A 14700-nucleotide genomic window follows, 5' to 3' on the forward strand; every position below is an offset into this window, starting at 1 on the left:
CTTTTGGCGACGGAGAGGCTGATGGGATCCCCGGACCGGTAGCTGTCGCCGCAATTGATCAGGCTGCCATTGCCACGTGATTGTAGACCTGGAAACGCGCCGATCGCCGCCAGGCGCTGAGACGGATCGCCGACCTCTACAGGATCGAGCCAGCGAACGACCGGCCGATAGACGCGGTGCGACGCGTCAGGAAAATAGCCGCTCTATTGTTGCCGACCTTGAACCTTTGGCTGCACGAAAGCTCGGCCTGATCGGTCACAAGACAAAGCTCGCCCGGTCAATACACGCTCTCACGTTGGGAAGGCGTTCCGCGCTTCATTAATGAAGGCCGCATCGAGATCGACAGCAACACCGTCGAGCGCTCAATCCGTCCGATTCGCGTTCAACCGCAAGAACGCGCTCTTCGCTGGCTCGAACGGCGGTGTCGAACACTGGGGCAGTCATGCATCGCTGAACGAAACCCGCAAGCATAATCGTGTCGAGCCACTCGGCTATCTCGCCGACGTCCTCAGCAGCATCGTCGACAGCCATCCAAGCAGCCAAATCCACGATCTGCGCCTGCCTACACCCGGGCGCCCGAGCTGAAGCCTGTGGCCTGAGAACGCTGCTTTCGCTTGATCAGCCTCGTCTGCTAGCTCCTGTCACGCGGCCAAGCTGCCTCCGTAGCTGACGTCAACGTCAGCGTTGAAGAAGTACCCCGCACCACGACACGTCTTGACCAGGCGAGGATTGGCCGCATCAGCCTCGAGCTTTCGGCGCAAGCGCAAGATCAGGACATCGATACTTCGATCGTAGACCTCTTCTCCACGCACACGGCTCGCGAGCAAAAGCCGTTCTCTGGATAGTACGCTGCGGGGGTTCTCCAGGAACGCGATCAAGAGATTGAACTCACATGCGGTAAGCTTGACCTCGCCACGCTCTGCACAGATCAGCCGCCGCTGCTTGACGCTGAGCTTCCAGGCTCCAAACCGGAACGAGCGATGATCTTTCGTTCGCGGACTGGCAAGGCGCTGGCGTAGCGCTACGCGAATGCGGGCCAGAAACTCGCGCAGCCCGAAAGGCTTGGGAATGAAATCGGTTGCGCCGAGCTCCAGTGCAACGACTTTTTCCGCCTCATCAAGCCGGTCCCCGCTGATCACTATGATGGGTAAATCCGATTTTGTCGCCAGATTGCGGACGATCGCAAGCCCATCCTCCCGGCCTAGATTGAGGTCAACCACCACGAGGTCGACAGGCTCATGGGATAGAACGTAGTTAAACTGCTTGCTATCGTTGACTGCGGTCACCTTCAAGGCATGCATCATGAGATACTCGGCGATGAGGCGTCGCATTGCGGCATCATCGTCAATGACAAGAACATGTTTCAACGGCTCACCTTCAATTTTGAATCCTGTCTAAAGCTGTTGCCGAGCAACCCTGGGGCGCCCACGCAGAACAGCTGCCCCTTGCTACCACTCGCCGTGGCGTGCGGCCAATGTGAGGCCGTGCTCGTCTTGGTCTTCTCATCCACAGCCAATTGACCGCACCAAGGCAGCCCGTGGCGACCAGAGGGTTCCAAGCGCCGGCATGACCCTGCCGTGGGCCCATTCGCTTTGTCGCTTCGAGCTCGAATGCAGGCCTGTCAAACCACTCGACTTCGTCGGCACGGAGGCCCAGCTGTTTGCCATGTCCTTGCGTCGTCGCGGTTCTGACGCTTGCGGAGCTGGATCATCTCGAAACAAAACCCGGTCGCGTGTCCGGCTCCGACGGCGGTGGAGCAGCGCGGCGTTTGATTGATTGTAGAGGCGGCGGGCGCAAGAATGGCCGTCTCTGCTATAGTGGCCTTGGCCAATGGAATGTTTCCCGCCCACGGCGGGTTCTTACGATGCGGCCGGCGGCGCCAAGCCCGGTGCGCGCGACCGGCAGGTCGGTGCGGCTACCATCCGAGCTAACATTTCTCTGTTGAATGCACACACTCCCTTTGAGCCAGTCACTATGCCTGCCGGTTGCGCCGTCGGACGCCGCCGATGGCGTGCGGTCATGTGCCGGTGGACTGTACATGATCCCCTGTGGCGGCCGGCCGAACAGCTGAATCAGGCTCGCACCAGGCTGGGCACCCGACGTCTTCCGATTGACCATCGCGCCGGGGATTTGCGCCTAGCTTCGCGGATGAGCTCGCGGTGTCGATGACCTGACCATGCAAGGCCGCGCATGACCATCCCCTTAAAGCAAATCGCAGCATACGCAACGTTGGGCAGCTTGGCGCCTCTCGGTTCTCCCATTCGATTGACCCACGGCACCCGCAGCCCGAATAAGCCGCCGAGCTTCCATTTGCTTTTGACCAGGCGCCCGTAGACGACCCCATCACCATCCATGACGCCGAAGCCGCGGCTTACGGTTCAGGAGCAACGGACCGTCGGTACGGGCCAAAATGCCTTGGATGTAGCCGGCTGATCGCGCCCGCGCCACCCACGCATGGGCAAGACTCACCACGCGGAGACCAACACGCACTTTCCTTCAAATGAAACCGAAAAGCTGAACTTGAACATCACGCAGTAACAAACCTCCCCGATAAGCGCGTGCCGGACAGGGCCAGAACCCGCCGCGGCTCGGAAAAGGGAGGTGTAGGAAATGTTTATTGCAGCTTGGCCGCTGGCCATTGTCCTGTTGACATCCATCTCACTCCCAGCCGAGCCCGCGCCACTTTCGCCCCGTGAGTTCCACAGCCTATCGCGCAAATGCGCTCCCTGGGTTGCGCCGTCCACCCTCGCAGCGATTGCCAAGATTGAAAGTGGCTTTGAAACGCTGGTGGCCCATGACAACACCACAGGTGAGCAGCTTCGCTGGATAGATCACCTGCAAGCCACGCGGGGCATCAAGGACCGTCTCGAAGCACAACATTCTGTCGACGTTGGATTGATGCAGATAAACAGCAAGAATTTTCCCAGGCTCAATCTCACGCCGGAAAAGGCTTTCGAGCCCTGCGCCTCGCTTTCGGCTGCCGCTCATTTGCTTGAGAGCCGGTATGCCGGCGGCACGACTGCTCCAGCGCAGCAACTGGCGCTTCGCCGTGCCATCTCGGCCTACAACACCGGCGACGTCACGCGTGGCTTCGCCAACGGTTACGTACGCAAGGTCGAGTCGGCCGCGAAGGACGTCTCAGGTCACCTTGGAACAACGCAGGAGCCGACCACTCAACCTGCGCCACACGATGAGGCACCCGGGCGGAAAGCCGTGCCGCCTCTGCTCCAACAGGGCCAACAGGCCAGTAGAAAGCAGCCCAACCAAAATTCCTGGGACATCTGGGGCTCCTATCAGCCAAACCGCTCCGGGGCCGATCCCTCCGGTCCGACCGGCAGCCAGGCTGCGCAAGAGCGGGAACCCTCGAACCCGAACAAACTCGTATTCGATTGAATCATGGAGATACAATGATGAAGCCACTCAAAATACTTCGTGCGCTTAAAACGCGTGTTCCTTCGCCTTTGTCCATGCTGCGCATGGCGGCTGAATATGTACCGGCCGCTGCTGCGGGCGTCGCATGGACGGTCTTCTCCGGCGGGCCAGCCGCGGCCCAGGTGACCGGAGGGACGGATCCTGCCAAGATGATCCAGAATATCAGCACCTTCATACTTGGCCCCTTCGGACAATCGCTTGCCGTGCTCGGACTCGTGGCCATCGGCATCTCGTGGATGTTCGGTCGTGCTTCACTTGGTCTGGTTGCGGGTGTCGTTGGAGGAATCGTCATCATGTTTGGCGCCAGCTTCCTGGGCAAGGCGCTCATAGGCGGCGGCTGATGAGCGACCGGTTGGAAGTGAGCACCCTCTATGTGGCGGCGACACGCCCCGCACTGTTTCTGGGGGTGCCGCTGACGCTGGCCGGAGCGCTCATGATGTTGGCGGGGCTCGTCATCATCATCCTTAAGAACCCGCTTTATGAAGTCGTGCTCGTGCCACTCTGGTTCGGAGCACGGCTGATTGTTGAGCGTGACTATAACGCCGCAAGCGTCGTGTTCCTCTATTTGCAGACCGCCGGCAGAAGCGTGGACGGACAGGTCTGGGGCGGCGCGAGCGTCAGCGCCAATCCGATTAGAGTGCCAAAACGCGGAAGAGGAATGGTGTAATGTTTGGCGCCAGTGGCCGGACCGAGAGATCTGGCGAGATCTACCTTCCGTATGTCGGTCATCTAAGCGATCAGGTTGTCCTTCTGGAGGACGGATCGATCATGGCCATGGCACATTTGAACGGACTGCCGTTTGATTTGGAAGACGCTGAGATGCGCAACTCGCGCTGCCGCGCGTTCAACACTCTCTTGCGCAACATAGCCGACGACAATGTCACGCTATACGCACACCTTGTGCGAAACAACGATGTGCCGGAGCCGGTATCGCGCCAGTTTCAAAGCGCATTCGCTGGCAGTCTGAGCGAGGCCTATGAGAGCCGTGTGCTGTCGGGCAAGCTGTTTCGCAACGATCACTTCCTCACTGTCATCGTGTTCCCCCGCACCGCCATCGGCAAGATCGGCTGGCGCATTGCCAAATCCCCCAGACGCGATGACAACGATCTGACCACACAAATGCGAAGCTTGGAGGACCTCTGGCAGATCATTTCTGGGTCACTCGGCGGCTACGGTCTGCGCCGGTTGGGTATTCGTGAGAAAGGCGACGTGCTCTTCACGGAAATCGGTGAGGCGCTTCGGCTGATAATGACGTGCCGGTTTCTTCCGGTTCCGATGGTTACCGGCTCACTTGGTGCCGCGATCTACACTGACCAGGTCATCTGCGGTAAGCGGGCGCTTGAGATTCGAAGACCCGGGGGTGGCTCCGTGGGATCATTGTTTTCGTTGCGTGAATATCCGGCGACCACGCGGCCAGGCATGCTAAATCCGTTGCTGTCCGCCAACTTCCCGCTTGTCCTTAGCCAGAGCTTTTCCTTCCTCACTCGGCCACAAGCTCATGCGAAGCTTAGCCTTAAGTCCAGCCAGATGACGAGCGCCGGCGACAAGGCTCTCACCCAGATCAATGAACTTGCCGAAGCAGAGGACGCACTGGCAAGCAACGAGTTCGTCATGGGTTCACATCATTTGAGCCTGTGCGTCTATGCCGACAGCCTCAACAGCCTTGGAGATCGCGCAGCAAATGCCCGCGCAAGGCTGGCCGACACGGGCGCCGTTATCGTCCAAGAGGGGATCGGCATGGAGGCCGCGTACTGGTCCCAGCTTCCGGGAAACAACAGGTGGCGAACACGCCCCGGGGCGATCACCTCGCACAATTTTGCCGGGCTTGTCTCCTTTGAGAACTTCCCAAGCGGTTCCACTTCCGGCCACTGGGGCAAAGCTCTTGCGCGCTTTCGCACGAACGGTGGAACTTCTTTCGACTACATCCCCCATGAGAACGACGTCGGCATGACGGCGATATTCGGGCCCGTCGGCAAAGGCAAGACGACGCTGATGACCTTTATCCTCGCGATGCTTGAGCAAAGCGTAGTCGACCGCGATGGTGCCATCGTCTTTTTCGATAAGGACCGGGGTGGTGAACTGCTGGTGCGAGCCACGGGAGGGACATATCTGGCGTTGCGCAGAGGCGCTCCGAGCGGCTTGGCCCCTCTGCGTGGACTGGACAACACCTCCGCCTCGTTGGACTTTCTGCGCGAATGGTTGATGGCTCTAATCGAGAGTGACGGCCGTGGCCCGATCTCGCCGGAGGAAAGCCGTCGACTGGAGCGTGGCATTGTTCGTCAACTTTCGTTCGAACCCGTCATGCGCTCAATTGCGGGCCTGCGCGAATTCCTGCTGCACGGCCCCTCCGAGGGCGCTGGAGCGCGGCTGCAGCGGTGGTGTAGAGGGAATGCACTTGGATGGGCCTTTGACGGCGATGTCGACGAAGTAAGGCTGGATGCCTGCATTACCGGCTTCGACATGACGCAGCTCCTGGAATTTGAGGAGGTCTGTGCGCCCGCCGCCGCGTATCTTCTGCATCGCGTGGGCGCTGTTGTCGATGGGCGTCGGTTCGTCATGAGCTGCGACGAATTTCGCTTCTATCTGCTCAACCCCCAGTTCTCGGCTGTTATCGACAAGTTCTTGCTCACCGTCCGCAAGAATAATGGGATGTTGATACTCGCAACGCAGCAGCCTGAACACGTGCTTGAATCGCCTCTCGGAGCCAGTCTCGTTGCACAATGCATGACGAAGATTTTCTACCCATCACCGACGGCGGATCGGGCTGCGTATGTCGATGGCTTGAAGTGCACCACGCAGGAGTTCGAGGCAATCCGCCAGGGAATGGCAATTGGCAGCCGCAAATTTCTGCTTAAGCGCGACAGTGGGAGTGTTGTTTGCGAATTCGACCTTGGCCAGATGCGCGAGTACGTAGCCGTACTGTCGGGGCGGGCCAACAGCGTGCGCTTTGCCGACCAGCTTCGTGACCAGCACGGAGATGCCCCAAGTGGGTGGCTCGATAAGTTCATGGCTCGTTACCACGAAGTTCAAGACTGACGGAGGAATATTCATGAGATTTGCCAAGCTTGGAGCGACGACGCTCGCTGCTTCCCTTCTGCTTAGCACACAGGCCCGGTCACAATTTGTTGTCAGCGACCCGATAACAGAAGCACAATCGATCTTAACAGCGGGTTCCACTGCGGCGATCCTTGTAAAGTCAATTGAGACGCTCGCTTTCACGATGGAAATGGTGCAGGTGCTAACGTCGTCATTCGGTGTCACGGGACTGTTGGGCGCACTTAACCAAGGAAATCACTACCCGTCGAGCAATAAGCTGGAGGGGCAGATGTTTGATGCACGGGCGCCAGTTTCGATCATGGCGCGTAACATTGCGCAAGACCCAACTCGGATAGTCACCGGCACCGATGCAGAAGGGAAACTGTTAGAGGGGCAAATCGCTGGTGCCGCCAATACCGCAGGTCTTGCAGCCGACACTCTGGACGTAATGGACAAGCGCCTTAAGGCGAACGACAACACGCTTGGTCAGCTTTCCAGTTCGAGAAATATTGTGCAGGCCACGGTGACCAACGGTCTGGTCCTCAAGCAGATTCACGATGCAATCATCCAAAATGTCCAGGCCACCAGTCTGCTGACGATGGCCACTGCACAAGGGAGCCTTCACGCAGTGGAGGAGGCCGCCACGCAGCGTCGGGAACGCCAGGACACCGCCAAGATGTTCAGCCTGCCGTGAACCACGCAGAGTTCATCCGGCTCAGTTCCGCTGATCAGGGACAAATCAGGCTCATGCCATGAGTTTCAGGATTCCCGCGCCATTCACGGCCATACACACGGTCTTTCATGTGGCTTTCACGTCAGGGCTGCACAACGTGCTTGAAAAGATCCAAGAGGCGATCAGCGCACCTTTGGTTGCGTGTGTGACGCTTTGGATAATAATCCAAGGCTGTCTGGTCATGCGTGGTCAAGTCGATGCGCGTGGAGGTATCTCTCGCGTAATCATGGTGTCGATTGTCGTCGGCCTTATCTTAGGGCAGGCCAACTACCAGAAATACATTGAAACGGTGTTCGACGACACGATTCCAAGGCTTGCTCACCAGATGAGTAGCAGCGACTTGCCCTTCATCGATATTCCCCGGAAGCTCGACTGGATGTTTGCTTCAACTCAGTATGCCTTTCAGATGATTGCATCCGAAATTGGGCCTATGAACGGCCAGGACACACTGGCATTCGAAGGAGCGCAATGGATTTTCTACGGCTCGCTGTGGACAGCGTTCGAAATCTATGATGCCGTTGGAATTTTGACGAAAGTACTCTTGGCGATCGGCCCCCTGGTTCTTGTCGGCTACCTTTTTGATCACACTCGAGACATGGCTACCAGATGGATCGGCCAACTGCTCTCGTACGGGCTGCTGCTTCTCCTTCTCAACATCGTTGCGACGATAGTTATCGCGGCCGAAGCAGCCTCGCTGGTGCTCATGCTTGGTATAATCAAATACTCGAGCACGACAGCAGCCAAGATCATCGGGCTTTACGAGATCGACATGCTTTTCCTGGCTGGCGACGCTCTGATCGTCGCACTTCCGACGATCGCCAGCAGCATCGGCGGCTCTTGGGCAGGGGCGAACCGAGCTCCAAACAACCTCAATCGCTACTTTGCCAAAACGGGACGTGGTTAATCAATAACAAGCGAGGTGTCAAAAACATGAAACGCTATCTACTGTTGTCAATCCTCGCTTTGGCGGCCTGCAAGACAACCGATCGGCTTGCGACCTGTACGGGTACGCCATTCCAGCTGAACGCGGGACAATGGGAAACCACACCTGAGGATCTTCAGGTTGAGTGTACGGAAGAGCCCAAGTGAAATTTCCTGAACATGCCCTTCTGGTGGAGAGAGAAACGCTAGCCGCTCACTACAAGAAGGTGGAAGCGTTTCAAACTTCACGAGCGAAGTCTGCGCGGCGCTTGTCAAAGGCCCTTATAGCCTTTGCGGCAGCGGCGGTCCTCGGAAATGTTGCCCAGGCATTTACCATCGCTGCCATGGTCCCGTTGGCCAAGCTCGTACCTGTGTTCCTCTGGGTACGGCCGGACGGGACCGTAGACAGCGAAGTGTCAATCTCTCGACTGCCCGCAACCCAAGACCGAGCCGTCATAAATGCTTCGCTATGGGAATATGTACGCCTGCGTGAGGGCTACACAGCAGATACAGCCCAATACGCCTATGACCTCGTGTCCAGTTTCAGCGCACCGACCGTGCAACAGCAATATCAAGATTTCTTCAACTATCCCAATCCCACCTCGCCGCAAGTCACGGTCGGCAAGCGCGGCAAGCTCGAAGTCGGGCATATCTCCTCAAACGACCTCAGTCCCGACGTTCAGCAGATCCGATACAAACGTATGCTTGTTATCGATGGGCAGACGCCGATAGTTACCACCTGGACAGCTACCATCCGCTACGAGCGCCTGACGGCTCTGCCGGGGCAATCGAGGCTCACCAATCCGGGCGGTCTACTCGTCACGTCCTATCAAGCCTCGGAAGATACCGTATCGAACCTGGGCAACGTGCAGCCATGACAAAAAGAGCATTTCTCGCCCTGGCCTGTTCACTCTTCCTAACGATGGGAGCGTGCGCGGAAGACACGCCACTTGCCGGCAAGCACGATGCGCGGATGCGCTACCTGGCCTACCGCCCCGACGAAGTGGTGCGCCTGTCGACTGCAGTGGGGGCAACGCTGGTTGTCACATTCGCGGCCAACGAGACTGTCGCAGCCGTGGCCGTTTCCAATAGCAAAGACCTGGCTGCGCTCCCGCGCGCCAACTATCTCTTTTTCAAGGCTAGCCGGATGCTGTCGCCACAGCCGGTCATCGTGCTGGCCGAGAGCGAGTCCGGTACACGCAGATACGTCTTCAGTATTTCAACCAAGCCGATGCCCAAACTTGATGAGAAGCAACCAGACCTATACTACAGTGTCCAGTTCACCTATCCAGGTGATGAGGCTGCTGCTCAGAGAAAGGAAGCAGAAAGACGCTCGTTTCTTGGCCAGGCCCGGGCGAAAGTGCTGCAAGACGAGAGAGTTCAGGATTTGTTGAATCGCCCCGCCGCAACTGCCAGTCGGGACGAAGGCAATTTTCATTACGTCGCAAAGGGCGATCGATCGCTGGCGCCGCTGGAAGTTTTCGATAACGGCTTTACGACCGTATTTGGCTTCGCAAGCAATTCCCGCATACCTTCCCTCTACGTTATCAATCCCGACGGCAAGGAAGCCGCTGCCAATTACACGGTCAAAGGCGACTATGTTGAAGTATCCGCAGTCGCTCGGGAATGGCGTCTGAGAGATGGCAACACGGTCTTGTCCATTTTCAACAGGGCTTATGACCCTGTGGGACGAGCGCCAGGGACCGGTACGGTGACACCCAACGTGTGGCGCGTTTTGAAAGGCTCGGGACGATGAATGAAACCGGCCCACAGGCGGGACATGATGTCCATGCATCCGGATCGCTGGTCTCGGAGCCGGCCCGCCGGCATGTTTCGGGATCGCAGAAGTTGGCCGTCGCTGCTCTTGTTCTCATCTCGTCTTTATCGCTCATCTGGCTCGGAGGTCGTTCCAGCACACAAGACGAGCCACCTCAGCCAAAACCGCCAATTGTCGACAACGCCGAGCCATTCCGCCCCGTGCCGATCGAGATTGCTCCTGAACCTCCAGCACCCGTACAGGCGGCGCAGGCGGCAGATCCTGCGCCATCCACGCCGCCCCAAACGGCGCCAGCTGAAACGCCACCGGAGGAAACACCAATTTTCGCCTACAGTGGCAGCGGTCAAATGCCCAATGACGATCAGCGGAGCGAAGACAAGCATAAGGATGCTCCGGCGACCGCGGATGAGATTTCAAACGGTGGCGATCTGTCAGGCCGATTGAAGCCAGACATACAGGAGCCGAGCCGGGCCACACTTTTGCCGCACCCTGATCTCGTGATTACTCAAGGAACGATCATTCCCTGCATTTTGCAAACGGCGGTCGACACAAATCTACCCGGGTATGTGAAGTGCGTCTTACCCAAAGCCGTCCGCGGCGCCACCAACAATGTCGTGCTCTTGGATCGCGGGACGACCGTGATTGGCGAGATCCAGCGCGGTCTCCAGCAGGGGGATGCGCGTGTCTTCGTGCTGTGGACGCGCATCGAAACACCTGACCATGCCCTCGTTTCGATAGCATCGCCGGGCGCTGACGAGCTCGGCCGCTCCGGAATGCCTGGCACGGTGGACAATCATTTCCGGGAACGCTTTGGCGGCGCGATTCTCATGAGCGTGATCCAAGGCGCGTTTCAGGCGGCTGGTCAATATGCGGCCAGCTCTGGCGGAGGAAGCGGCATCAACAGCTTCCAAAGCAATGGTGGACAAGCCGTCGAGACGACATTGAGAGCGACGATCAACCTTCCCCCCACCCTGAAGAAAAACCAGGGAGATGCCGTATCCATCTTTGTGGCTCGGGACCTCGACTTCTCGGATGTATACGATCTTAGAGCGACTGCCGTGGCGCCACCCCCCCAACATCGTGGACGCCGGAGAGACAACAATGCAATCGGAGGCTGATCCTCAATTGCGGTTGCTTCTCGAGCCCGTTCTGAAATGGCTTGAGGAGCCAACAACCGAAGAGGTCGCGATCAACCGACCTGGGGAAGCCTTTGTCCGACAGGCCGGCGTTTTCACGAAACACCCGCTGCCACTGTCTTATGACGATCTTGAGGACATCGCGATCCTCGCTGGAGCGCTGCGCAAGCAAGATGTCGGACCTCAAAGCCCCCTATGTGCGACTGAGTTGCCGAACGGAGAGCGGCTGCAGATCTGTTTGCCACCCGCTGTACCCTCAGGAACAATAAGCCTGACGATACGGCGTCCCTCAAGTCGTGTTAGCGAACTCAAGGAAGTTTCTTCTCGCTACGAATACTCGCGTTGGAATCAATGGCGCTCACGAAAAGAGCGCCAAGAGCGGCAGGACGAAACGATTCTACAGCACTACGACCATGGTGACTTGGAGCAATTTTTGCGAGCCTGCGTCTGCGGGCGGCTCACCATGCTGCTTTGCGGAGCTACTGGAAGCGGCAAAACGACAATGAGCAAGACTTTGATCGACGCTATACCCCCGCAAGAGAGGTTGATCAGTATCGAGGACACGCTCGAACTTGCAATCCCGCACGAGAACCATGTCCGGCTACTCTATCCGAAGGACCGAGCAGGCGCAGGTGCGGTGACGGCCGAGCAACTGTTGCAAGCCAGCTTGCGCATGCGCCCCGATCGGATTTTGCTTGGCGAGATGCGCGATGATGCCGCTTGGGCCTACCTTAGCGAAGTCGTTTCCGGCCATGCGGGATCGATATCAACGATTCATGGGGCTGATCCAGTACAAGGTTTCAAAAAGCTCTTTTCACTCGTCAAGAGCAGCGCGCAAGGAGCCGCTGTGGAAGACCGCACGCTTCTTGACATGCTCTCGGCTGCTATTGACGTCATCGTACCGTTCCGTACCCAAGGCGACGTGTATGAGGTGGGAGAGGTATGGCTCGCCGCCGATGCCCGGCGACGGGGAGAGACAGTGGCCGACCTTCTCGACAAGCACTAAGGCTGGAACAACTTCTGGGGATCGATAAGTTGGTGAACGTGACGCGTCATTTTGTTCTGCTTCGATGTCTTTTGACGGGCTTTCTCGGAATGCTTGGATAGCCCGAGCGTGTCGGCGGCATCATGTCATCATCATCGTACGAACCGCATGCTCCATTGTCCGGGACGAGACCGGCTTCGCTAGCCACAGGACGAAAGCCGGATTAGCCGATGTGACGGGCATGGGGTCAATTTCACCGACGACTATGACAGGCACCGTCATGAGGGTGGGGCATGCGGACTCTGCCTGTTCCCGCTGGAGGAAAGGCATTTTACCCAAGATCAGCAGGTCAGCTGCCTTCCCGCTCTCGATCCAGCCGCAAAGATTTTGGAAGGTCGCGAAGCCGACTGGCTTGTAGCCCAGCGCGGCGACCTTGTTCTTGTAGATCTCCAACTCTGCTGAATCGGGCTCCACGACTGCAACGATTTCTCCGTTGCCAGGTGATCCGTCGTATGGGCCGAAAGCGATGTCAGCGTTGACTGGCTCCTCCTCGCAGGCCGGTAAGTAGATATCAAAGCGCGTCCCTCGGCCAACAGCCGAGGTGACGTCAAGGCAGCCTGCGAGCGCGCTCACGTGCCTGTCCACCGCGGCAAGACCCAGCCCGGTCCCGCCGACGCGAGAGCGCGTGGTAAAAAAGGGCTCAAAGACATGCGGAAGGATCGAACTTGCGATTCCTGTGCCATCGTCGCTGATGGAGAGGAGAACGTAATCTCCAGGTCTCAAGGTTCCCTGAGCCAGCGGCCTTGTTTGGCACACCTGGGCGCGAGAAACGCTAACCTCGACACGGCCCTCCTTCAAGACAGCTTCCGACGCGTTCTTGCACAGATTCATGAGGATCTGCTGTATTTCGGTTGGGCTGCCCTCGATCACCGTTTGCCACTCGTTGATCTTGAAGTTCAACTGAACATCCGCACGAACTGTAAGCCGCAGCAATGGCGCAAGATCCATAACAATTTCGGAGACATTGAAAGGCACTGGCACGCGCTTTCGGTTTCGGCTGAGGGACAAGATCTGGTCAACGATCAGCTTGGCTCGGTGGCCAGCTAAGATGATTTGGTCGATGTGGTTCCGAATTCGAGAGGGGCGACGCACCAGACTTTGGGCAATTTCTGAATATCCGATTATTGCGCCTAAAATATTGTTGAACTCATGTGTGGCGCCGCTTGCAATCGTGCCGACAGTCCTCAGCCTTTCCACATGCTCCCATCGACTCACCAGAATGTCGCGTTCGTCATTTACACGTTGCATTTCAAGATGGTTGCTCAAACGCACAATGGCACTGGCAAGAACTCGCAGGTCGTCTGCTGAGGGGAGTGAGCGATCTCGTTCAAAAACAAGGATGCAAACCACAGCCTGCTGATCGGAGGCCCTGCAAGCTACAATTTGACAAAAGCCGGTCGTGCCTGGTGCGATCCGAACGATTTCAGCCGCCGGAACAACGTGAAACACTGGTCGTCCGGCGCGGACAAGTGAAACGACTTCATCAATAAGCGAGAGGTTCCAGACGGGTATGCACGTGTTCGCCACAAAGCACTCGGTCTGCCTGCTGAGACTCGGATCCACCAGAGCGAGCGCGCATTGATGCGAATCGAAAACGCGTTGAACGAGTCTAAGCGCTGCTTCGGTGGAAAGGCGCGCCGAGGCATTCTTTGCCTTACTATCGTTGAAGCGAGATTCGATCTCACGCATTGCCTCTTCAAGCTCCAACCGCCTTTTCAGCCGGTTCATCCGCAGATGCTGCCTGGAGGACCGAAGGATCGCAAACATGCAGAGGCATATGGACAGCAAGCCAAGGAAAAATCGCGTACGCTGCGCTTGCGCGCTGGCCAAAGCGTAGCCTTTCAAATGCTCTCGCTCCAGTTCGGCGGCCTTGGAGGATGTGTCGAGGGATGCGATCTGATTGGCAGCTTGGTCCCACCTCCACAATGAAGACGCGGCAGCGCCGGCCTTGCCTACAACATCCGCGGCAGCCCGGGCCTGGCTCGGAGCAAATCGGTCGGGAGGCTGATCCATCTGTGATGCGAGGGCGAGCCCCGGTTCGGCCGAACTCGCGATCAGCTTGGAAAGTACAACCCTGCGTGACGGTGCCCCCCCAAGGCGACCAAGCGAGCGAGCGAGATCAGCGAGACAGTTTTGCAAAAGCTGATCTTGCTTGACCAAGGCTGAGACGGCAGCCTCCTTGTCTTCGATCGAGTTTATGAGCTGCGCGCGCAATCTGGCTTGCCCAGAGCTCTCATCGGGCGAAACCCCGGGAGAGCGTTGCAAGTTTTCACGATTCCTTTGCAATGCCTGTCCGGCAGAAGCAACCGACCGGGAGTCCAATGCCATATCCGTCCGAGCGCGGGCGACGTCGCGCCGGAGCAATGCATCGTTGATCTGAATCGGTCGCAGTTGACTTAGGATCGCATCGTTGATCTGCGGGGGCTGCCCCTGCGTCCCGACCAAGAGCGCAACCGAGGCGGCTAGGGCGATTACAATTGCTTTGTCGGAGCTGAGCCGTGTTTCCCAAGGAAACGGCGTTTGATCCGCGGTGCACGCCTTGCGAAGGTCCAACCTGAAGTCCAGCTCGCCAGGCGTTCGGTATGCGGCCGGATGCTGCTGGAATAGGAAAGCCACGCCT

The 14700-nt window shown here is 58.0% G+C and carries 13 protein-coding genes and 1 pseudogene; 12 read left to right on the forward strand and 2 right to left on the reverse strand.

Annotated elements, in window-relative coordinates:
• Positions 1-110: 110 nt before the first annotated feature.
• Positions 111-599, forward strand: a pseudogene (locus A4R29_RS05400) (IS66 family transposase); the annotation flags it as partial.
• Between the two features lie 42 nt (positions 600-641).
• Here the strand turns inward: A4R29_RS05400 and virG are convergent.
• Positions 642-1367: a two-component system response regulator VirG gene (gene virG, locus A4R29_RS05405; RefSeq protein WP_027163086.1), complete on the reverse strand. Its 726-nt coding sequence runs from the start codon at positions 1365-1367 to the stop codon at positions 642-644.
• A 1243-nt stretch (positions 1368-2610) separates the two neighbouring features.
• Between virG and A4R29_RS05410 the strand changes: the two genes are divergently transcribed.
• From A4R29_RS05410 to virB11, 11 genes are all read left to right on the forward strand, one after another.
• Positions 2611-3393, forward strand: a complete 783-nt coding sequence (locus A4R29_RS05410; RefSeq protein ID WP_027163087.1) for a type IV secretion system lytic transglycosylase VirB1 — start codon at positions 2611-2613, stop codon at positions 3391-3393.
• Positions 3394-3467: 74 nt separating this feature from the next.
• A complete protein-coding gene (gene virB2, locus A4R29_RS05415; RefSeq protein WP_395316758.1) occupies positions 3468-3773 on the forward strand; it encodes a pilin major subunit VirB2 in 306 nt (101 codons plus the stop codon).
• The gene (locus A4R29_RS05420) at positions 3773-4099 is read left to right on the forward strand and encodes a type IV secretion system protein VirB3 (protein WP_027163089.1); all 327 of its coding nucleotides are present in this window, start codon (positions 3773-3775) and stop codon (positions 4097-4099) included. Before virB2 ends, A4R29_RS05420 begins: the two co-directional genes overlap by 1 nt.
• Positions 4099-6468: a VirB4 family type IV secretion/conjugal transfer ATPase gene (locus A4R29_RS05425; RefSeq protein ID WP_027163090.1), complete on the forward strand. Its 2370-nt coding sequence runs from the start codon at positions 4099-4101 to the stop codon at positions 6466-6468. Before A4R29_RS05420 ends, A4R29_RS05425 begins: the two co-directional genes overlap by 1 nt.
• 13 nt (positions 6469-6481) lie before the next feature.
• Positions 6482-7162 (forward strand): TrbJ/VirB5 family protein, encoded by a 681-nt coding sequence (locus A4R29_RS05430; protein WP_027163091.1) that lies wholly within the window; start codon positions 6482-6484, stop codon positions 7160-7162.
• Positions 7163-7220: 58 nt separating this feature from the next.
• Entirely contained in the window at positions 7221-8105 is an 885-nt protein-coding gene (locus tag A4R29_RS05435) for a type IV secretion system protein (protein WP_063171402.1), read from the forward strand.
• Positions 8106-8131: 26 nt separating this feature from the next.
• The gene (locus tag A4R29_RS32785) at positions 8132-8290 is read left to right on the forward strand and encodes a type IV secretion system lipoprotein VirB7 (protein WP_082827328.1); all 159 of its coding nucleotides are present in this window, start codon (positions 8132-8134) and stop codon (positions 8288-8290) included.
• Positions 8287-9000 carry a type IV secretion system protein VirB8 gene (locus A4R29_RS05440; protein ID WP_027163093.1) on the forward strand — a complete coding sequence of 238 codons (714 nt, stop codon included), beginning with the start codon at positions 8287-8289 and terminating at the stop codon, positions 8998-9000. The genes A4R29_RS32785 and A4R29_RS05440 overlap by 4 nt, the downstream gene beginning before the upstream one ends.
• Positions 8997-9878, forward strand: coding sequence for a TrbG/VirB9 family P-type conjugative transfer protein (locus A4R29_RS05445; protein WP_063171403.1), 882 nt, complete (start codon positions 8997-8999; stop codon positions 9876-9878). Before A4R29_RS05440 ends, A4R29_RS05445 begins: the two co-directional genes overlap by 4 nt.
• Positions 9875-11017 (forward strand): type IV secretion system protein VirB10, encoded by a 1143-nt coding sequence (virB10, locus tag A4R29_RS05450; RefSeq protein ID WP_063171404.1) that lies wholly within the window; start codon positions 9875-9877, stop codon positions 11015-11017. The genes A4R29_RS05445 and virB10 overlap by 4 nt, the downstream gene beginning before the upstream one ends.
• Positions 11001-12041: a P-type DNA transfer ATPase VirB11 gene (gene virB11, locus A4R29_RS05455; protein ID WP_063171405.1), complete on the forward strand. Its 1041-nt coding sequence runs from the start codon at positions 11001-11003 to the stop codon at positions 12039-12041. Before virB10 ends, virB11 begins: the two co-directional genes overlap by 17 nt.
• Before the next feature lie 120 nt (positions 12042-12161).
• Here the strand turns inward: virB11 and A4R29_RS05460 are convergent, their stop codons facing one another.
• Positions 12162-14633 carry a two-component system VirA-like sensor kinase gene (locus tag A4R29_RS05460; protein WP_244506910.1) on the reverse strand — a complete coding sequence of 824 codons (2472 nt, stop codon included), beginning with the start codon at positions 14631-14633 and terminating at the stop codon, positions 12162-12164.
• Between the last annotated feature and the right edge of the window lie 67 nt (positions 14634-14700).

Origin of the sequence: Mesorhizobium ciceri biovar biserrulae, from assembly GCF_001618845.1 — a bacterium.
GTDB lineage: Bacteria > Pseudomonadota > Alphaproteobacteria > Rhizobiales > Rhizobiaceae > Mesorhizobium > Mesorhizobium ciceri.